Annotated in this window: 15 protein-coding genes; 5 read left to right on the top strand and 10 right to left on the bottom strand. The window is 71.8% G+C overall.

The window, feature by feature from the left end; translation table 11 throughout:
- The first annotated feature begins 139 nt into the window (after window positions 1-139).
- Window positions 140-1,957, top strand: a complete 1,818-nt coding sequence (locus tag ACLJQE_RS16955; protein ID WP_410640324.1) for a diguanylate cyclase domain-containing protein — start codon at window positions 140-142, stop codon at window positions 1,955-1,957.
- 159 nt (window positions 1,958-2,116) lie between these two features.
- Complete coding sequence (locus ACLJQE_RS16950) at window positions 2,117-2,578, top strand: peroxiredoxin (RefSeq protein ID WP_410640173.1); 462 nt, start codon at window positions 2,117-2,119, stop codon at window positions 2,576-2,578.
- On the opposite strand, the gene ACLJQE_RS16945 is transcribed toward ACLJQE_RS16950, so the two are convergent.
- From ACLJQE_RS16945 to ACLJQE_RS16930, 4 genes are all read right to left on the bottom strand, one after another.
- Complete coding sequence (locus tag ACLJQE_RS16945; RefSeq protein ID WP_410640172.1) at window positions 2,544-3,098, bottom strand: GNAT family N-acetyltransferase; 555 nt, start codon at window positions 3,096-3,098, stop codon at window positions 2,544-2,546. The two genes, ACLJQE_RS16950 and ACLJQE_RS16945, sit on opposite strands and share 35 nt — an antisense overlap.
- A 38-nt stretch (window positions 3,099-3,136) precedes the next feature.
- A complete protein-coding gene (locus ACLJQE_RS16940; protein WP_410640171.1) occupies window positions 3,137-4,348 on the bottom strand; it encodes an LCP family protein in 1,212 nt (403 codons plus the stop codon).
- A gap of 95 nt (window positions 4,349-4,443) precedes the next feature.
- Entirely contained in the window at window positions 4,444-5,697 is a 1,254-nt protein-coding gene (locus tag ACLJQE_RS16935) for a class I SAM-dependent methyltransferase (protein WP_410640170.1), read from the bottom strand.
- A gap of 96 nt (window positions 5,698-5,793) precedes the next feature.
- Window positions 5,794-6,498, bottom strand: coding sequence for an alpha/beta hydrolase (locus ACLJQE_RS16930; protein ID WP_410640168.1), 705 nt, complete (start codon window positions 6,496-6,498; stop codon window positions 5,794-5,796).
- 117 nt (window positions 6,499-6,615) lie between these two features.
- Here ACLJQE_RS16930 and ACLJQE_RS16925 point away from each other — a divergent pair, with 117 nt between their 5' ends.
- Window positions 6,616-7,344: an SIS domain-containing protein gene (locus tag ACLJQE_RS16925; protein WP_410640167.1), complete on the top strand. Its 729-nt coding sequence runs from the start codon at window positions 6,616-6,618 to the stop codon at window positions 7,342-7,344.
- A gap of 152 nt (window positions 7,345-7,496) precedes the next feature.
- A complete protein-coding gene (locus ACLJQE_RS16920) occupies window positions 7,497-8,312 on the top strand; it encodes a serine hydrolase domain-containing protein (protein WP_410640166.1) in 816 nt (271 codons plus the stop codon).
- Between the two features lie 146 nt (window positions 8,313-8,458).
- Here ACLJQE_RS16920 and ACLJQE_RS16915 read toward each other — a convergent pair whose 3' ends face one another.
- Window positions 8,459-10,330: an ABC transporter ATP-binding protein gene (locus ACLJQE_RS16915; protein ID WP_410640165.1), complete on the bottom strand. Its 1,872-nt coding sequence runs from the start codon at window positions 10,328-10,330 to the stop codon at window positions 8,459-8,461.
- A 98-nt stretch (window positions 10,331-10,428) separates the two neighbouring features.
- A complete protein-coding gene (locus ACLJQE_RS16910; RefSeq protein WP_410640164.1) occupies window positions 10,429-10,860 on the bottom strand; it encodes a MarR family winged helix-turn-helix transcriptional regulator in 432 nt (143 codons plus the stop codon).
- 149 nt (window positions 10,861-11,009) lie between these two features.
- Here ACLJQE_RS16910 and ACLJQE_RS16905 point away from each other — a divergent pair, with 149 nt between their 5' ends.
- Window positions 11,010-12,362 (top strand): glycosyltransferase 87 family protein, encoded by a 1,353-nt coding sequence (locus tag ACLJQE_RS16905; RefSeq protein ID WP_410640163.1) that lies wholly within the window; start codon window positions 11,010-11,012, stop codon window positions 12,360-12,362.
- Here the strand turns inward: ACLJQE_RS16905 and ACLJQE_RS16900 are convergent.
- The 4 genes from ACLJQE_RS16900 to ACLJQE_RS16885 all read right to left on the bottom strand — a co-directional run bounded on the left by ACLJQE_RS16900 (window position 12,349) and on the right by ACLJQE_RS16885 (window position 18,226).
- Complete coding sequence (locus ACLJQE_RS16900; RefSeq protein ID WP_003071237.1) at window positions 12,349-12,558, bottom strand: helix-turn-helix domain-containing protein; 210 nt, start codon at window positions 12,556-12,558, stop codon at window positions 12,349-12,351. The genes ACLJQE_RS16905 and ACLJQE_RS16900 overlap by 14 nt on opposite strands.
- Window positions 12,559-12,736: 178 nt before the next feature.
- Window positions 12,737-14,365, bottom strand: a complete 1,629-nt coding sequence (locus ACLJQE_RS16895; protein WP_410640162.1) for an ABC-F family ATP-binding cassette domain-containing protein — start codon at window positions 14,363-14,365, stop codon at window positions 12,737-12,739.
- Between the two features lie 154 nt (window positions 14,366-14,519).
- Complete coding sequence (locus ACLJQE_RS16890) at window positions 14,520-15,170, bottom strand: acVLRF1 family peptidyl-tRNA hydrolase (RefSeq protein ID WP_410640161.1); 651 nt, start codon at window positions 15,168-15,170, stop codon at window positions 14,520-14,522.
- 185 nt (window positions 15,171-15,355) lie between these two features.
- The gene (locus ACLJQE_RS16885; protein ID WP_410640160.1) at window positions 15,356-18,226 is read right to left on the bottom strand and encodes a S8 family serine peptidase; all 2,871 of its coding nucleotides are present in this window, start codon (window positions 18,224-18,226) and stop codon (window positions 15,356-15,358) included.
- Between the last annotated feature and the right edge of the window lie 345 nt (window positions 18,227-18,571).

Genomic DNA, 18,571 nt, shown 5'->3' with positions numbered 1-18,571 from the left:
ATGATGGCGTGGCATCGAGCGTGGGCGAAGGCTGCCTGGTGTGGCTTCATGATCCCCGACACCGTGTCCGACCTGGCCATACCTGTGCGTGAAGAGGTGGAGTGTGCCTGAACCCGGTGCCGCGTCAGGGCTACTGGACGTGGCGCGGCGGTGGGCGGCGACGTTGGCCGACACCAAAGGAGTAACGCTTCCCCCGGAGGAGCTCGAGGCACTGCTCCTGGAGGTCGCGCACGACGCGGTCGGCCAAGCCGGCTCGCAGCACGACGGCGCCCTGCTGCGGTTCTCCGCGCTGTACGCCGCGTCGCCGATGGGCATCGCACTGGCCGACCCCGGCGGCGACATCGTGGAGGCGAACCTGGCCCTCGGCCAGTTGCTCGGCTGCTCGCCGGATCGGCTGCGGGGCAGGCACATCACCGACCTCGGCTCGACCGCCCACGACGTCTCCCGGCTCGAGGCGGGCCTCGCGCAGGTGCGCGCGGGGCGCGACCGCTACCAGGAGCGGATGCTGCTCGACCACACCGAGGACGGGCAGCTCTGGACCGACGTGACGCTCGCCCGGCTGCCCGGCGACCGGCCCGGCTCGGTCTACCCGGTGCTGATGGTGTCGGACGCGAACGAGCTGCACCTGCTGCGGGAGCGGCTGCTGCACCAGAACGTGCACGACCCGCTGACCGGGCTGCCCAACGCGTCGTCGTTCACCACCAAGCTGGAAGCCGCGCTGGGTGCCGGCGCGCGCGACGACATCGCGCTGGTCTACCTCGACGTCGACGGCTTCAAGGTGATCAACGACGGCCTCGGCGCCGGGGTCGGCGACGAGGTGCTGCGCGGCGTCGCGAACAAGCTGTCGGCGGTGTTCACCGGCCACCACGACGGGTTCGTCGCGCGGCTGTCCGGTGACGGCTTCGCGGTGCTGCTGCGCGGCGAGCTGGCGGCGACCGAGGTCGTCCGGCTGGTCGAGCGGGCCCTGGAAGACCTCAACGAGCCGATCTACCTGGGCGGGCACGGCATCGGCGTCAGCGCGAGCGCGGGCATCGTCGTGCGCGCGGCCGTCGAAGGCGGCGCCGCGGAACTGCTGCGGGCGGCGGAGATCGCGCTGCACCGGGCCAAGGAGGCGGGCAAGGCGCAGTGGATGCTGTTCGACCCGGAGCTGGACGCCCGCGACCGCGGCCGCTACCAGCTGGGCGCGGTGATCGCCGGCGCGCTGGAGAACGGCGAGTTCTCGCTGATCTACCAGCCGACGGTGAAGCTCGCGCGGCCGGACGAGCTCGCCGCGGTCAACGCCGGGCTGCGGTGGAACCACCCGGAAAAGGGCGAGCTCGGGTCCGAGGAGTTCTACCCGCTGGCCCAGACCACCGGCATGACGGTGCCGCTCGGCCGCTGGCTGCTCGCCGAGTCGCTGGCCGCGACGGCCCGCTGGCGCACCCACCTGGGCGACGCGGCCCCGGACGTCTGCGTCCGCCTGCCGGCCCGGCTGGCGATCGACCCGGACCTGGTGCTGCTGGTGAAGGAGCAGCTGGACAAGCACGAGCTGCCGGCGCGGGCCCTGCGCCTGTGCACCGACCGCGATTCGATGCTGGACCCGCGGGGCGAGGTCCTCGACTCCCTGGCGGTGCTGGCCGACCTGGGCGCGCAGCTGGTGCTGACGATTTCGGGTTCGGCGGACCTGGAGCTGATCCCCCAGCACCGGCTGCCGGTGCGGCACGTGGTCCTGTCCGGGCCGGTGGTCGACGCGCTGGACACGGACGAGCCGGCGGAGCCCGACCTGCGGCACTTGACGCAGCTGATCACGCGGGCCCGTGAGCTGCACCTGCGGGTGGGCGCGGAGGGCGTCCGCACGCACGAGCAGGCGGCCCGCCTCCGCCGGCTCGGGGTGGTCGCCGCCCGCGGCCCGTTCGTGGCGGACTCGGCAACGGGTGACGAGGTCGACGAGCTGATCGCCCGCCACCCGCGGACGTAGCGCCCCAGCGCCCCAAGGTGGCCTTGGTTGCGTTCAACGCACCGAAGGCCACCTTGGGGCGCTGGCAGCCCGGCAACAGCGCGCCGGGACCAAGCCGGTGGCGGCCCTGCTCCGAACACCCGGCAGGATGGGTTCTGCCGCCGATGAGAAAGGACGTCCATGGACGCCGGAGACCTCGCCCCCGACTTCACGCTGCCCGACGACCAAGGTCAGGAGCGCACCCTCTCGGACTTCCTGGCCACCGGGCCCGTGGTCCTGTTCTTCTACCCGGCCGCGATGACCAGCGGCTGCACCGCCGAGAGCTGCCACTTCCGCGACCTGGCGGCGGAGTTCGCGGCCGTCGGCGCGCACCGGGTCGGGATCAGCCCGGACGCCATCACCAAGCAGCGCACCTTTGCGGAAGCCAACGGCTTCGACTACCCGCTCTTGTCCGATGTGGAGGGTGCGGTCGCCAGGCAGTTCGGCGTGTGGCGGAAACTCCTGCCGCTGCACACCAAGCGGGCCACCTTCGTGATCGGCGAGGACCGGAAGATCATCGCGAAGATCAAGAGCGAGCTGAACTTCACCGTCCACGCCGACGAGGCGCTCAAGGTGCTGCGGGAGCGGAACAAGGTCGCCTAGCCAGCCGCCACACGTGGTTGGTGCCCGTGCACGACGGCGCCAACGGCTTCTCCGCCGGTTCCGAACGGATCTTCGTGAACCCGAGCCGGGCGGGCACCGCTCCACTTCGGACGTTCAGCTCGTCGTGCTTGATCTCGACGTACCCGGCGCCGAGGCGGAACGCCTCCTCGGTCAGCAGCCCGACGGCCCGGGTCATCAAGCCGCGGCCGACGAACCCCCGGGCGAGCCAGTAGCCGATCTCGACGCCGCCGTCGCGCGTCATCACGCCGACGCCGCCGGCGAGCTCGGTGCCGAGCGTGAGCGCGAATTCGTACGCTTCGTCGTCCTCCCAGCGCTTCGTGGTCAGCCGCAGGAACTCCGCCGAGTCGTCGTCGGTGTACCCGCCGATGGCCCAGATCAGGAACGCACCCAGGTGGTCCAGTGACCCGCTGACGACGGCCGTCAGCACGGGCCGGTCGCCCGGGTGCCAGCGGGTCAGCGTCAGATCACCGTCGCGGTAGGCCTCGGCCGGGGTTTCCATGCAGCTCATGGTGCCCCGGCCGGGACGACGGCCGCGAATCAATTCACGATGACGCTGTCGGGCACTTCGGTGTCGTTCTTCAGCGCGTCGAACAGCTGCTTCGACTTGGCCTTGTCCCAGTTCTCGGCCGATCCGCTGGTCACCGGCACCGTCGTCGTCACCACGCCACCGGAAGAGATCCCGCGCATCGCGAGCGCGAGGCCGGCGAGGTTGTGCACGTGGTCGCCCGAGTCCATGGTCAGCGCTTCCGGCGCCGACGACAGCAGCGGGAAGAAGTCGAACGGGTTCAGCAGCGTGCCGGGGCTGGCGATCTGGCTGACCAGCGCGCCGATGAACTTGCGCTGGTTGGCGACGCGGTCGAGGTCCGAACGCGGGGTCGCCGCGCTGTGGCGCATCCGGACGAAGCCCAGCGCCGACCGGCCGTCGAGGGTCTGGCAGCCCGCCTTGATGTCGATGTTGGTGAAGGTGTCGTGCATGTCCTGGTCGATGCACATGTCGACGCCGCCGATCGCGTCGACGATGTTCGCGAACCCGCCGAAGCCGATCTCCGCGTAGTGGTCGATGTGCAGCCCGGTGGCGCCTTCGACGGTCTGCGCCAGCAGCTTCGGGCCGCCGAGCGAGAACGCCGCGTTGATCTTGTTCTTGCCGTGCCCGGGGATCGCCACCTGCGAGTCGCGCGGCAGCGACAGCAGCGTCGGCTTGGTGCTGTTGTCCGGCAGGTGCGCGACCATGATCGTGTCGGTGCGCTGCCCGCCGCCCGCCGCGGCGACGTCGCCGGTGGCGAGCCGCTCCTCGTCCTCCGCGGTCAGGCCTTCTCGGCTGTCCGAGCCGACGATCAGCCAGTTGGTGCCGGACGCGGCCACCGGGCGGCCGGAGTAGTCGGCCAGCGCGTCGACGCGCTGGATCGAGAACTCCAGGTAGACCCAGATCCCGGCGAGGAACACGACGAAGACCAGCACCAGTGCGCCCAGGACGCGGCCGAAGCTCCAGCGGCGACGCCGGCGCGGGGGCCGGGACGGCGGGTAGCCGTCCTCGGCCGGGCGGCGGGGCGGGTCCTGCCGCGGTGGCGGCGGCGGGGCGTACTCCGGCTCGCGGGTGCCCATCGGGCGGGTGCGCTCGTCGTACGGGCTGCGGCCCCGCCCGGGCAGCGGCATCATCTGCGCGCGCTGGTGGTCCCGGGAGCGGCCGCCAGGCGGCCGGGGCGGTGGCATCCGGCGCCCGCCGTCGTCGCCACGGTACGTCATCACCATCACCCAATCCCGATCCGGACAAACTGTCGCCGTCAGTACACCGCACGTTCCCGAACGGAGGACGTGCGGTACCGGGGTCGGGTTGCCGCGGGACCCTACTTGCCGGTCGCCTCGTAGCCGAACTGGTGGACCTTGAGGTACCCGGACCGGAACCCGGCCTCGGAGTAGGCCAGGTAGAACTCCCACATCCGGCGGAAGACGTCGTCGAACCCGAACCCGGCGATGTCGGCCCAGCGGTGCAGGAACCGCTCGCGCCACCACCGTAGCGTGCGCGCGTAGTCCTGGCCGAACTCGCGCATCCCGGCCAGCTTGAGCCGGGTGTTCGCCTTGACGCCCTCCTCGATCGACCGCACCGACGGGATCAGGCCGCCCGGGAAGATGTACTTGTGGACCCAGCCGTAGGCCCGTGACGCCGCCAGCATCCGGTCGTGGTCCATCGTGATGGCCTGCAGGCCGAACCGGCCGCCCGGCCGCAGCCGCTCGCCGATCACCCGGTAGAACTCCGGCCAGTAGGACGCGCCGACGGCCTCGATCATCTCGACGCTGACCACGGCGTCGTACCGGCCGCTCGACTCGCGGTAGTCGCACAGCTTCACGTCGACGCGGTCGGAGAACCCGGCCGCGTCGATGCGTTCGGTGGCCAGCGCGCGCTGCTCCTCCGAAATGGTCAGTGACGTCACGTGCGCGCCGCGGGCCGCGGCGCGGATGGCGAGTTCACCCCACCCGGTCCCGATTTCGAGGACTTCGCTGCCTTCGCGGACGCCGGCGTAGTCGAGCACGCTGCCGATCTTGCGGTGCTGCGCGGCGGTGAGGTCGTCACCGGGGGCGAACAGCGCCGAGGAGTACGTCATCGACTCGTCGAGGAAGGCGCCGAACAGGGCGTTGGACAGGTCGTAGTGTCGGTGGATGTTGGCCCGCGCGCCTTCGAGGGTGTTCTCCTCGGACGGCGGCTGCGTCCGCTCGGCGAGCCGGCGGAACTTCTGCAGCACCGGCGGGACGAGCGTGGCCATCCGCTCGGCGAACGGCGTGAGCACCTCGGCCAGGTCGGACGCGGTCCAGTCGCCGGCCATGTAGGACTCGCCGAAGCCGATCTTGGCGTCGACGCCGAGGCGGTGGAAGAACGCCTCGGGGCGCCGGATCCGCATCTCGGGGGCGTCCGGGCCGCCGGCGCCGAGCACGGTGCCGTCCGGGAACGTCACCCGGAGCTCCAGCGGGCGGACCGCGTGGCGGAACAGCGCGGCGGCGATCCGCGCGCGCAGCGCGGAATGCGGCGGGCCGGCCAGGCCCGGCCACCGGGTTTCGTCCGGAACGTCCCGGGCCGACGCCCGGTCAGCGCTCGAAGTGGTCACGGGTACTCCCTCCGGCCGGCCGGCTTCGCCGGTGATCGATCCTAGTCGCCGCACCCCCGCGGCGCGCTTCGCCGAATGCCCTGCCCGGGGCACCTTTCACACGGGTATCCGCAGCCGTTCGGGCCCGGTCGTGGCCCACGCCCCGCGGAGGGTCCCGCCGTCGTCGCCGGCGAGCAGATCCAGGGTGAAGGCCACCGTCAGCCGGGTCCAGACCCGGGCGCGGCGCAGCATCGCGTGGCCCTCGTTGCCGATCTCGAACCGGGCGACGCGAGCGGCGACGGCCGCGGCCCGTTCGGCGAAGGCGTGCGACTCCGCCGGGCTCGTCATCCGGTCGCGGGTGCCGTGCACGATGAGCACCGAACGCCCGGCGACGGCTTCGACCGGCTCGCCTCGCGGCGTCCACGGCGCCAGCGCGCAGACGCCGCGCACGGCCGGGTCGTCGGCCACGCGCAGCGCGACTCGTGCCCCCATCGAGTGGCCGACCAGCACGACCGGCAGGCCGGGGTGCTCGGCACGGATGCGCTCGAGGGCCCAGCGCGCGTCCTCGACCGGGTGTTCGGCGGGCGCGTTCCAGCCGTAGCGGCGGTTGCGCAGCAGCCGCACCTCGACGCCGTGACCATCGGAGCGCTTGCGCCCGGCCCGGTGCAGGGCGCGCGCGATCGGGACCATCCGGAGATAGGCCGGTTTCCAAGGCTGCACGCTGCCGGTGCCCCGCTCCGCGCCGCCGTGCAGCACGAGCACGACCGCCCGCGTCCGCCCGCGCGCCGGCCACACGGACACCGCCGGTTCCACTTCGCCCACCCGCGTCCTCCTCTTCCCCAGCATCCGGGTCAACCCCGGTTCCCCACCCGGCTATTCCACCGTGCGAAGTGGTCCGCACGGTAGATTCGGCGCCCGATCCCCGACGGAAGGGTGGGTGTGGTGAGCGCCACGGACATCACAGGCAGCGTCGCGCGGCAGCTGGCGGACGTCGAGCAGGCCAACGCCGAGGCCGTGCGCGCCGCGGCGGACCTGGTGCTGGGGGTGATCCGGGCCGACGCGCTGGTCTACACCGCGGGCGCCGGGCACTCGCTGGCCGCGGTCGCCGAGACGTTCTACCGGGCCGGCGGGCTGGCGTGCGTCTACCCGCTCTACCACCCGGAGCTGCTCCCGCTGCACGGCGCGGTGTCCAGCACGCGGACCGAGCGGCGCAGCGGCCTGGCCGCGGAGGTGCTGGCCGAGCGCGCGCCCGGGCCGGACGACGTGCTGGTGGTGTTTTCGACGTCCGGCGTCAACCCGTACCCCGTCGAGCTGTGCCTCGAGGCGCGCAAACGGGGCGCGGCGGTGATCGCGGTGACGTCGCGGGCGTGCGTCGCGGCGGCCCCGCGGCGGTCGTCGAGCACGCTGGCCGAGCAGGGCACGGTGGTGCTGGACTCGCTGGTCGTGCCCGGCGACGCGAGCTACCCGCCGGACGCCCCGCGCACCGCGCCGCTGTCCACTGTGGTCAACGCGTTCCTGTGGAACCTGGTGCTGGCCCAGGTGTACGACCGCGGGATCGCCGAAGGCCTCGACGTCCCGCTGTGGCGAAGCTCCAATGTGGAGGGTGGCGACGAGGCGAACGCCGCCCTGCTGGCGAAGTACGGCGAGATCGTCCCCCGGCTGCGGTAGTTCGTCGGCAGCAGTTTGTCAAAGAGTACCGGCCGGGCACGTCTTGACGTCACGTGCCCGGCCGCTTCAGCGTCGACATACCGACTGGTCGGTGTGGGCCGCTCCCGCGGCGAGCTGGGGCCGCGTTCACCGCCGTCCGCCACGGCGAAGTCGTGGCAGACCTGTGGGGCGGCTGGTCCGATCCGGACCGCGTCCGGCCGTGGCAGCCGGACACCCTGGCCAACGTCTGGTCGACGACCAAGGGCATGACCGCGCTCTGCGCGCACAAGCTGTTCGCGGCGCAGGAGCCGTTGTCCGAGCCCGGGTCCGCGGGTGGTTACCACGCGCTGGCCTACAGCTGGCTCGTCGGCGAGGTCGTCCGGCGGATCGCCGGGCAGGGCATCCGCGAGTTCTTCGCCGAGCAGATCGCCGGGCCGCTGGGCGCGGACTTCTCGATCGGCCTCGCCTCCGACGCCGACCTGGACCGCTGCGCGACCCTGGTGGACCCGGTGCTGACCGAGGAGATGGCAAACGCGCTGGCCACGGCGTTCGCCGCCGCCGGCCCGATCGCCCAGGCCGCGCTGATGAACCCCCGCCTCCAGGGCCACGACGCCAACGAACCGGCCTGGCGGCGCGCGGTCATGCCGGCGTTGAACGGCCACGGCACCGCCCGCGCGATCGCGACGATCTATGCCGCGCTGGCGACGCTGGCCTCGGCGCGGGAAAGCCAGGGCAAGGAGATCGACGCCGTCCTCAGCCTGCCGAACGAGTGGGGCCTGGGCTTCTACCTCGGCAGCGACGCCCGCGGCTTCGGCCCCAACCCGGCGGCCTTCGGCCACGACGGCCTCGGCGGCTCCACCGGCGGCGCGGACCCGGAGAACGGCATCGCCTTCGGCTACACCCTCAACCAGCTCGGCCCCCTCATCCGCGACGACCCCCGCAAAATGGCCCTCGTCCACGCCCTCTACACGTCCCTCCCCACCACGTAACCCCGTACCTGGAGGGTCGGCCCGCGTACCCAGGGAGTCGGCTTGCGTACCTGGAGGGTCGGCTCGTCAACCGACCGTCCAGGCACGCGGGTCGACCGTCCAGGCACGCGGGTCGACCGTCCAGGCACGCGGGTCGACCGTTCCGGTCAGGCCACGGCGGGTTCCTCGTCGGCGAACTGGGTGGCGTGGAGGGTGGCGTAGCGGCCGTTTGCGGCGAGGAGTTCGTCGTGGGTGCCGCGCTCGACGATTTCGCCGTGCTCGAGGACCAGGATCTGGTCGGCCGCGCGGACCGTCGAGAGGCGGTGGGCGATGACCAAGGCCGTGCGGCCCGCGAGGGCGTGCGTCAATGCCTCGCCGACGGCGGCTTCGGACTCCGAGTCCAGGTGGGCGGTCGCCTCGTCGAGGATCACGACCTTGGGCTGGGCCAGCAGGAGACGCGCGATCGTGAGCCGCTGACGCTCGCCGCCGGAAAGGCGGTAGCCGCGCTCGCCCACCGTCGTGTCGAGGCCGTCGGGCAGCGAATGCGCCAGCTCGCCCAGCCGCGCGCGCTCCAGCGCCTCCCAGATCTCGTCGTCGGTGACGCCCGGGCGCGCGTACGCCAGGTTGGCGCGGATCGTGTCGTGGAAGAGGTGGCCGTCCTGCGTCACGACGCCGACGGTTTCCCGCAGTGAAGCGAAGGTCAGGTCCCGGACGTCCACATCGGACAGCCGCACCGAGCCGGCGTCGACGTCGTAGAGCCGCGGCAGCAGCGACGCGATCGTCGACTTCCCCGCCCCGGACGACCCGACCAGCGCGATCATCTGCCCCGGCTCGGCGCGGAACGAGATGCCGTGCAGCACTTCTTCCCCGCCGCGGTGGTCGAGCGTGGCGACGTCCTCCAGTGACGCCAGCGAGTACCGGTCCGCCGCCGGGTACCCGAAGCGGACGCCCGCGAACTCGACCGAGACGCCGCCCGAGGCGGACAGCGTCCGCGCGCCGGGCTTCTCCTTGATCATCGGCTCCAGGTCGAGCACCTCGAAGACCCGCTCGAACGACACGAGCGCGGTCATGACGTCGACCCGGACGTTGGCCAGCGCGGTCAGCGGCGCGTAGAGCCGGGTCAGCAGCAGCGCCAGCGCGACGACGGTGCCCGGCGCGAGCTTGCCGGTCAGCGCGAGGTACCCGCCGAGGCCGTACACGAGTGCCTGCGCCAGCGCCGAAACCAGGGTCAGGCTGGTCATGAACCAGCGGGTCAGCATCGCCGTCCGGACGCCGATGTCCCGCACGCGCCCGGCCCGCTCCCCGAAGTCTTCGGCCTCCTGCACCGGACGGCCGAACAGCTTCACCAGCGTCGCGCCCGGCGCCGAGAAGCGCTCGGTCATCTGCGTGGTCATCCCGGCGTTGAGGTTCGCGGCTTCCCGCTGCAGCCCGGCCATCCGGCGGCCGAGCCGGCGCGCGGGGATGACGAAGATCGGCAGCAGCACCAGCGCGAGCAGGGTGACCTGCCAGGACAGCGTGAGCATGACGGCGAGCGACAGCGCCAGCTGGATGACGTTGGTGACCAGCCCGGACAGCGTCGCGGTGAACGTCCGCTGCGCGCCGATGACGTCGTTGTTGAGCCGCGAGACAAGCGCGCCGGTGCGGGTGCGGGTGAAGAACGCGATCGGCATGCGCTGCACGTGCTCGAAGACCGCGCGGCGCAGGTCGTAGATGATGCCTTCGCCGATGCGCGCCGACTGCCACCGCTCGACCAGGCCGAGCCCCGCGTCGGCGACCGCCAGCGCGGCGATCACGACGGCGAGCCAGACGACCACCGAGACGTCGTGGCCGCCGACGATCGCGTCGACCACCTTGCCCGCCAGCACGGGCGTCGACACGGCGAGGACGGCCGAGACGACGGTCAGCAGGAGGAAGGCCAGCAGGCGCCGCCAATGCGGCCGGGCGAAGCGCGCGATGCGCTTGAGCGTGCCGCGGGTGAGCGCCTTCGGCTCATCGCCGGCGCGCATCGCCGAGCTCCACAGCCCCCACATGTTGTCCACGGGAAACCCCCAGTGTCAGAAACCTCTACATTAGCCGAGGTTTTTGGCGGATATGACCTGGACAACGCCGTTGCTGTCCGTTTGCTTCCCGATGTCGTTCACTCCGCGAGAACAACCTGGTGCAGGGCGGCGCGCAGCCGCTCGGCGTCCTCGGCGGAAAGCGGTTCCAGCAGTTGCGCCTCGGCCTTCCGCGTGAGTTCCGCGCCCGCATCGCGGACCCGCTTCCCCTCGGGAGTCAGCACGACGAGGCGCTTGCGCCGGTCCCCCGGCGCGACCTCGCGCCGGACCAGGCCCTTGGCCTCCAGCTCGTCGACGAGCGCGACCATCGTCGTCCGGTCGACGCCGAGCCGGGCCGCGCCGTCCTGTTGCGACCGCGCCGGCCCGTCACCGAAGAGCGTCAGCAGCGCGAGCTGCCGCCCGGTGACGCCGAGCGGGGCGTACCGCGGTTCGGCCAGCTCCGCGAGCCGCAGCTGGGCGTGCTTGAGCAGGTAGCCGAGCCGCTGCGTGACGGCGAGAGGCGCGGTGGACATGGACAGACTGTACCCCTGGACTGATCGTCAGTCATACTGATGATTATTGCGACTGACGATCCGGAGCATTGCACGGCTTCACCGAACTGCTGTCCCGCCTGCGAGACGTCGACTGAACCGGACGGCGGCCTCCTCGGTAGCCTGGCGACGTGGGAACGGAGGTGGGCCAGGCGCCCGCATGGCGTCGCACGGCCCGGCTCTTCACGGCGCCGTCGCGCACCGAAGAGGTCGCCCCCCTGCGCTGGGACCTGGGGTTCTCCCTGGCCTGCCTGGCCTTCGCGCTGCCGACGGCGCTCCTGTCCGAGTTCTACGGCTACCGCGTCTGGGGCAACTTCGCGACGGTGGCGTACGGCCTCGCCGCGGCGCACAGCGGGTACCTGCTGCTGTCCGCACGCAAGGGGCGTACGCCGCGCGGCGCAATCGGTTCACGCTGGTGCGGCATCGCCGCGGTCGCGCTGTTGGCGATGATCCTCCCGCTGGCGCTTCTGGTGATTCGGCGACTGACCGGAGTGGACTGGCTGATCACGCCGTTCTCGTGGGCCGCGCAGCCCGAGGTCTGGGTGATCGAGCGGTCCGCGGATCTGCTGCTGCACCACGGAACCCCGTACGTCGACGTCACCGCGCTCGGCCGTCCCCCCGTGGTAAACGATTACACACCCTACGGCCCGGTCATGGCGGTCTTCGGCCTGCCGCGGGCGCTGTTCGGCGGCACCCCGTTGACCGACGCCCTCACCGACGCCCGCTGGATGTTCGCGCTGGCCGCCTGCGCGTGCGTGCTGGGCACGCTGAAGCTGCTGAAGTGGCCCCGCGTGCCGGTCGGTGCCGCGCAGCTCGCGCTCGCCTGCCCGCTCACGGCGCTCACCTGGGCCGTCGCCGGGCCGGATCTGGCCATCGTCGGCCTGCTGGTGCTGAGCTGCGCGCTCGCGGCCACCGCGCGGGTCGCCTGGTCGGGCCTGGTGCTGGCGCTGGTGGTCAGCGCGAAGCTCATCGTCGCGCCCGCGGCCGCGGTGCTGGCCGTGCTCGTGCTGGTACGCCGGGGAGCAAGGCTCGACTGGGCGGCACTCGCCCGGTTCGCGGCAGCGCTGGTGGCGACGACCGCCGCCCTGCACCTGCCGGTGTACCTGGTGGACCCGGCCGCCTTCGTCGAGCACGTCTTCCGGTTCCCGCTCGGGATGGGCGTCGTGCGGTCGCCCGCGGCCAGCCCGCTGCCGGGCCACCTGATCGCCGAGCTCGGTCCGTTCGGTCAGGTCGCGGCGTTCGTGCTCGTCGGCGCCGCGGCCGTGGCCATGGTGGTGTGGCTGGTGCGCCGGCCCCCCGCGAACGGCTCCGGCGCACTGCTGCGCACCGCCGTCGGACTCGGCGCGTTGATCCTGCTCACTCCGGCCACCCGGTACGGCTACCTGGTGTACCCGCTGGTCCTGCTCGGGGCCCACCTGGCGTTCCGCGTGGCCGAAGTGTCCACTGCGCCCCCCGCGCAGCAGTCCTCGACTACTTCTTCTTGACCCTGGTGGCCCCGCCGCGCCCCCGCAGCTGAACGCCGGACTCCGACAGCACCCGGTGGACGAACCCGTAGGAACGCCCTGTCGACTCCGCCAGCGCCCGGATGCTCGAGCCCTTCTCGTATTTCTTCTTCAGGTCAGCGGCCAGCTTGTCACGCGTGTTGCCGGTGATCCGCGCGCCTTTCTTGAGATCAGCCACGTCGATCGCCTTCCCGCCGAGAGTGTTCTGGGCCACATATCGGCCCCTGCCGGGGCAATGATCGAACACTGAGCGCCGGAATGCCAGACGACAGACGTGAAACAGCCGAAATTGCGATCACATTGGGCCATTCCAGTGCTCTACGGCGAGTGATCTTGCACCCGAATGGACGCACGCCTCACGCAAGCTGGACAAGTTCGAGGTAGTCGGCCGACCAGTGGTCCTCGGTTCCGTCGGGCAGCAGGATGACCCGCTCGGGCTCCAGCGCCTCGACCGCGCCCGGGTCGTGCGTCACCAGGACGACGGCACCGGCGAAGGTGCGCAAGGCCTCGAGCACCTGGGCCCGGCTGGCCGGGTCGAGGTTGTTCGTCGGCTCGTCGAGCAGCAAGACGTTGGCAGCACTGGAGACCAGGCCGGCCAGCGCGAGCCGGGTCTTCTCACCGCCGGAAAGCGTGCCCGCCGGCTGGTCGAGTTGTTCGCCGGTGAACAGGAACGAGCCGAGCAGGTTCCGCAACTCCTGCGCTCCGGTGTCCGGAGCGGCATGTCGGATGTTTTCCCACACCGACGCTTCATGATCAAGAGTTTCGTGTTCCTGTGCGTAATAGCCCAAACGCAATCCGTGACCCGGAACGACGGATCCGGTGTCCTGGGTTTCCATTCCGCCGAGCAGCCGGAGCAAAGTCGTCTTTCCCGCACCGTTCAGCCCGAGTACGACAACCTTCGAACCGCGGTCGATGGCGAGATCGACGCCGGTGAAGATTTCCAGTGAGCCGTACGACTTCGAGAGGTTCTCGGCGGTGAGCGGGGTACGGCCGCAGGGCGCGGGCTCGGGGAACTTGATCCGGGCGACCTTGTCGGCGTGCCGGGTGTCCTCGAGGGAGGACAGCATCTGCTCGGCCCGGCGCGCCATGTTCTTGGCCGCCACGGCCTTCGTCGCCTTCGCCCCGAGCTTCGCGGCCTGCTGCTGCAGCGCCGACGCCTTCTTCTCGGCGTTGGCGCGCTCGCGGCGGCGGCGCTTCTCGTCGGTGGCGCGCGCGTCGAGATAGCGCTGCCAGCCCATGTTGTACAGGTCGAGCTCGGCGCGGGTGGCGTCGAGGAACCACACCTTGTTGACCACGTCGGCCAGCAGCTCGACGTCGTGGCTGATCACGACCAGGCCGCCGTCGTGCTGCTTGAGGAAGCCGCGCAGCCAGTTGATGGAGTCGGCGTCGAGGTGGTTGGTCGGCTCGTCGAGCAGCAGGATCGTCTCGGACTTGCCGCCCGCGCCGGCTTCGGCCGCGGCGAACAGGATCCGCGCCAGCTCGACGCGGCGGCGCTGACCACCGGAAAGCGTTCCCAGCGTCTGGGCGAGGACCCGGTCGGCGAGGCCCAGGTTGGAGCAGATCCGCGCGGCTTCGCTCTCCGCGGCGTACCCGCCGAGGGAGGCGAAGCGCTCTTCGAGCCGGGCGTAGCGGTTGATGGCCTTGTCGCGCGCGGCGTCGTCGACGAGCTCGGCCATCGAGGCCTGCGCCTTCTCCATGTCGCGCATCAGCTTGTCCAGACCACGCGCGGAGAGCACGCGGTCCTTCGCCGTGACCGACAGATCGCCTTCGCGCGGGTCCTGCGGCAGGTAGCCGAGCTCGCCGGTGCGGCGGACGTCACCCGCGTGCGCCTCGCCTTCGCCGGCGAGGACCTTCAGCGAGGTGGTCTTGCCGGCACCGTTGCGGCCGACGAGGCCGATGCGGTCGCCGGGCTGGATGCGGAGGGTGACGCCGTTGAGCAGGATGCGCGAGCCGGCGCGCAGCTCAAGGCCCGTGGCCGTGATCAAGGGGAACTCCCGTGGACGGGGGTGAACGGAGGACAGCGTTATCGGAGGACAGCAGCAGGCGGCCCGCTCGGGCCGCGGCGTCACTCCAGCTGGATATCCACGGAGACCAGTGTACGGGCCCGCGTCGAGCGGTTTTCCCCGGACGTGGGCAGGCTCACCCGTCGTGCAGGGTGATCAGCACCGACAGCGCCCGCACGGCGGCTTCCTCGAGCACGGCGCGGCTCGGTTCGCCGACCTCCAGGACGCAGGGCTCGGCGCGGGCGAACAACGGCGCCAGCCGCCGGTCACCGCGCAGCTCGTCGAGGGCCCGCCGGTCGCCGCCGAGCACCACGGCGTCCACTTCGGACAGCCGCGGGACGAGCACCTCGAAGGCGTCCTTCGCCGCGTCCTGGAGCGCGTGGCGCGCCTGGCCCGCGCGACGCCGGGCGAAGCGCTGCTGCGACCAGCCGCCCGCGGCCGAGCGGCCCTGCACGAGGTGCCGGTCGGTGCGCGAGACCTCGATCCGGCCATCCCGCGCGATGCCGACGCTGTGGCCGCCCCGCCGCACCAGCAGGAGCGCGACCGTCCGCGGGCGGAGGGCGTGCGCGACGAGCTTTTCGACGGAAAGTGCCTCGAAGGGCCCGAACGGGACGGTCGCGGTCGCGGTGGCCCCGTCGGCGGCGGTCACCCGGAGCTCGGCTGACGTGGCTTCGGTGGCCACGGCTCCTCCGTGTCCGTCGGCGAAACGGGCGAACCAGCCGGCCAGCCGCTCCGGCGGCACCTCGATCGCGCGCCCGCCGCCCGCGACCTGCCATCCCTTCGCCATGGGGAAACGGTACGGGGCCGCCGCGTCACCGCGACGACCCCGTACTCACCAGGTAGTTACTTCTTCCTGAACCAACCGGTGAGTTACCAGTTGGAACCCACCAGGTAGTTACTTCACTCTGGACCAACCGGTGCGTTACCGGGCGGGACTCACCAGGTAGTTCACGTTATGTACTACCTGGTTCGTTACTGCGGGTGCACCGGGCCGTTGTTCGTGACCCCCCGCACGTTCGACGGCGCTCCGGCCGCCGCGGGCTGGACGAACCCGTTGATGTGCAAAGCCACCGCCCGGATCGAGCCCGCGTCGCCGCCGGCGGCGTCGACCACGGAGAACGTCCACGTGCCGTCCGCCGCCGCGCCGGTCAGGCCGCCGCTGAGGGACTGCGTCGGCCGGTAGGTGCCGGTGAACGGCGCGTTGACCGAGGTCACCGTGCTGAACGCGGCCGCCGCGTTGTCGGCGAAGACGACCTTGCACAGGTTCTTGCCCGAACCGCCGTTGCGCTGGAACACCGTGGCCTTCGCACCCGAAGGTGCGGTCAGCGTGCCGACCAGGTCGCCGACGTACGAGTGGTTCAGACCCACCGCGGTCGACGTCGCGTCGGTGCTGCACGTGGTGCCGTCCACGGAGAACGTCACCTTCGACGCGCGGCCGACCCCGGTGACCGGGATGGTCACCGACGCGCCGACCGGGCTGTCGTCCGGGATCGCCACCGGCGCGCCGGCGTAGGCGAAGTCCTGCGCGACCGGGGACGGGGTGCCGACCGGCAGCGAGAACACCGACGTCGTCGGCGAGTGCGAACCGGCGAACGTGACGCGGGCGTTCAGCACCACCGGCACGCCGAGCTGCTGGCTCGCCGGGACGGTGATGGTGAAGTCGTTGACGCCGGTCTGGCCCGGGCTGATGGTGCCGTAAGACTTGGCCCGCGGCGCCACGGTGACGCCCGGGGTCGGGCTGGTGAGCACGACGCTGGTGGACGCCGCGACGCCGTCGCCGTCGTTGGTCACCGGCAGCGTCACCTTGGCGGTGTCGCCCGGGTCGAGCGCCGAGCCGCCGTCGGCCGGGGTGACCGTCGGCTGCTTGGCCACCGCGAGGGGCTGCGGGCTGGCGCCGGTGTAGGCCAGCACCTTGTCCGCGAGGATGACGCCGGCGCCGGTGAAGTTGTCGCGGCCGGGGGTTTCGATGTCGATCGCGGTGTTGATCAGCGCTTCCCGCACCTCCGCGGGCGGCAGGCCGGGGTTGCCGGACAGCACGAGCGCGGCGATCGCGGCCGCGTGCGGCGCGGCGGCCGAGGTGCCGAAGAACGGGTTGAACCCGGTCACGCTGGTGGTGACGCCGTCGGCCGCGGTGATCTCCGGCTTGTTCCGGATCTCGCCGCCGGTCGACGACACGTTGCCCGGCGTGATCGGCGTGCCGTTGGCCTCGTAGAACATCCGGCGCGGACCGTCGGAGGTGAACCGCTCGGCCTTGGTGGCGCCGCTGAACGAGCCCGGGTACGGGCCCGCCGGGTTGGCCGGGTCGCCCGGCTCGAGTGCCCGGCCGAACGCCTTGGCCGCGGGGGCGGCCGCGACGCTGAAGGCGTCCCGCGCGGCCGAGTGGCCGACCGTGACGCCCGGGGTGGTGTAGGCCTTGAGGCCGTCGGCCGAGTCGGAGAACCGGCCGCGCAGGGCCGAAAGCGACAGGTAGCGGTTCGCGCCCGAGAACTTCACGATGGCCAGGCGCAGCCCGGTGCCGCCCGCCGTCGTCACGCGCTCGTACGGGTCCTGGGTGCCGTCCTGGACGTTCTGGCTGAAGCTGACGACCGCACCCGCGGAGTTGAGCAGGTAGAGGTCGTAGTCGTTCGCGGACGCGCCGAGCGGGTCCGACCAGTGCAGGGTCACCGGGACACCGGACGAGGATGCAGCCGAGAGCGGCTCGTAGATCTGGTTGCCCGCCGCGCCGGCGAAGTTGTGCGCGACGCCGGCGAACTTGCCGACCGGCTTGCCGGAGTCGACGAAGTCGCCTTCCCAGTGCCCGGAGGTGCCGCTGGCGACGTTGCCCTCGTTGCCCGCCGACGAGAAGTACAGGGCGCCGTCCGCGGTCACGTCGTTCACGGCCTGGGCGATGATCCAGTCCTGGAACGGGGATTCCTTGAAGTACAGGACGTCGTCGACGATGACGTCGCAGTGCGACTCGAAGCGGAGCTTGCGGATGTTGTCGGCGAAGCTGGCGTCCGAGTTGAACGCCGACGCGAAGCCGAGCGCGGCGCGGGGCGCGAGGTCGTGGATGATCTCGAGCATCGCGGTGCCCTCGTCGCCGTCGCCCTCCTGGCCGGGGATGACGTCGACGTCCGGCAGTTCGCCCTTGGCCTGCGATGCGGCCAGGGAGTTCACGCCGTCGGACAGCGCGCACGCCTTGACGCCGACGCCGGTGACGCCGAACTGCTGGCGGGCGAGGTCGGCGTTGTGCGCCCGGTCGCCTTCGCTGACCAGCGGCGCGGCCGCGGCGCGCTGGGACTTGGCGCTGACCGCCTTCTGCAGCTCACCGGCGATGCGGTCGGCCTTCTGCTGCTTGGTTTCGGTCTTGCCGCCGGTCTCGCGGTCACCGGCGGGCGTGGCCAGCTGCCGGGCGGTCATCGCCTCGTCGGCCTGCTCGACGCGCTTGACGTCGCCCCGCGCGGCGATCTCGCCGACCTTGTCCAGCGGCACTTCGGCGCGGACGCTGCCGTAGCGGTCGGACACCGCGCGGATGCCCGCCCCGGCCTTGGTGAGCCCGGCGAGGAGGTCCGGCGAGACCTTGCTCGCGCGGATGTCGACCAGGACGGTCCCGGTCGCGGAAACGGTGGTCCCGGACTGCAAACCGTTCAGCTGCTTCCCCACGCCCTTGGCGGCGACGAGCAGCTTGCTGTCCATTTTGGACTCGGCGGCGGTGCGGCCCGCCTTGACCGCCTGCAGGGCGGCGATCTGCTGTTGGGCGATTTCGCTGAACGCGTCCGGTGCGGACGCGGTGGCGGCCCCCGCGGCAGGCGGGGACACCAGGCCGAGCGCGGCGAGCAGGGCCGCGGCTCCGGCGGTGAACACAGTGGATCTCGATCTTGTGGAACGGGTACGACGCACGGGCGCCCTCCGAATCTCCAGGCGCGTGCCCCGACTCACGCTGACCGACGCCGGTGATCACCGGCTGAACCCAGTCAAGTACCGCGAGTTCTCCGTAAACATCAGCCGTTCGAGTGACAAAGGACGGATAATTTCCCGAAGGGGCCGGATGCCGTAGGCCGTTCAGCGCAGCGGTGCACCGCCCACCGGACACGCACCGGACAACCGGTCGTTCCGCCGTCGGCGGCAAGGTGACCCACGGGCTGGGATGTCCACAAGCAACACCCCGGAGCGTGCAACCGGCGGGGCCACCGGGAAAAGCCGTTACCG

Source organism: Amycolatopsis sp. lyj-346, from assembly GCF_046548975.1.
Classification (GTDB): Bacteria; Actinomycetota; Actinomycetes; order Mycobacteriales; family Pseudonocardiaceae; genus Amycolatopsis.
The sequence above is the reverse complement of the archived record's forward strand: the minus strand, read 5'-3'. Positions and strand labels throughout refer to the sequence as shown.

What these genes read in the sequence shown, in the direction of transcription:
- ACLJQE_RS16950 (WP_410640173.1), top strand. Translation starts at nt 2,117, where the DNA reads ATGGACGCCGGAGACCTCGCCCCCGACTTCACGCTGCCCGACGACCAA.
- ACLJQE_RS16945 (WP_410640172.1), bottom strand. Translation starts at nt 3,098, where the DNA reads ATGGAAACCCCGGCCGAGGCCTACCGCGACGGTGATCTGACGCTGACC.
- ACLJQE_RS16940 (WP_410640171.1), bottom strand. Translation starts at nt 4,348, where the DNA reads ATGGTGATGACGTACCGTGGCGACGACGGCGGGCGCCGGATGCCACCG.
- ACLJQE_RS16910 (WP_410640164.1), bottom strand. Translation starts at nt 10,860, where the DNA reads ATGTCCACCGCGCCTCTCGCCGTCACGCAGCGGCTCGGCTACCTGCTC.
- ACLJQE_RS16890 (WP_410640161.1), bottom strand. Translation starts at nt 15,170, where the DNA reads ATGGCGAAGGGATGGCAGGTCGCGGGCGGCGGGCGCGCGATCGAGGTG.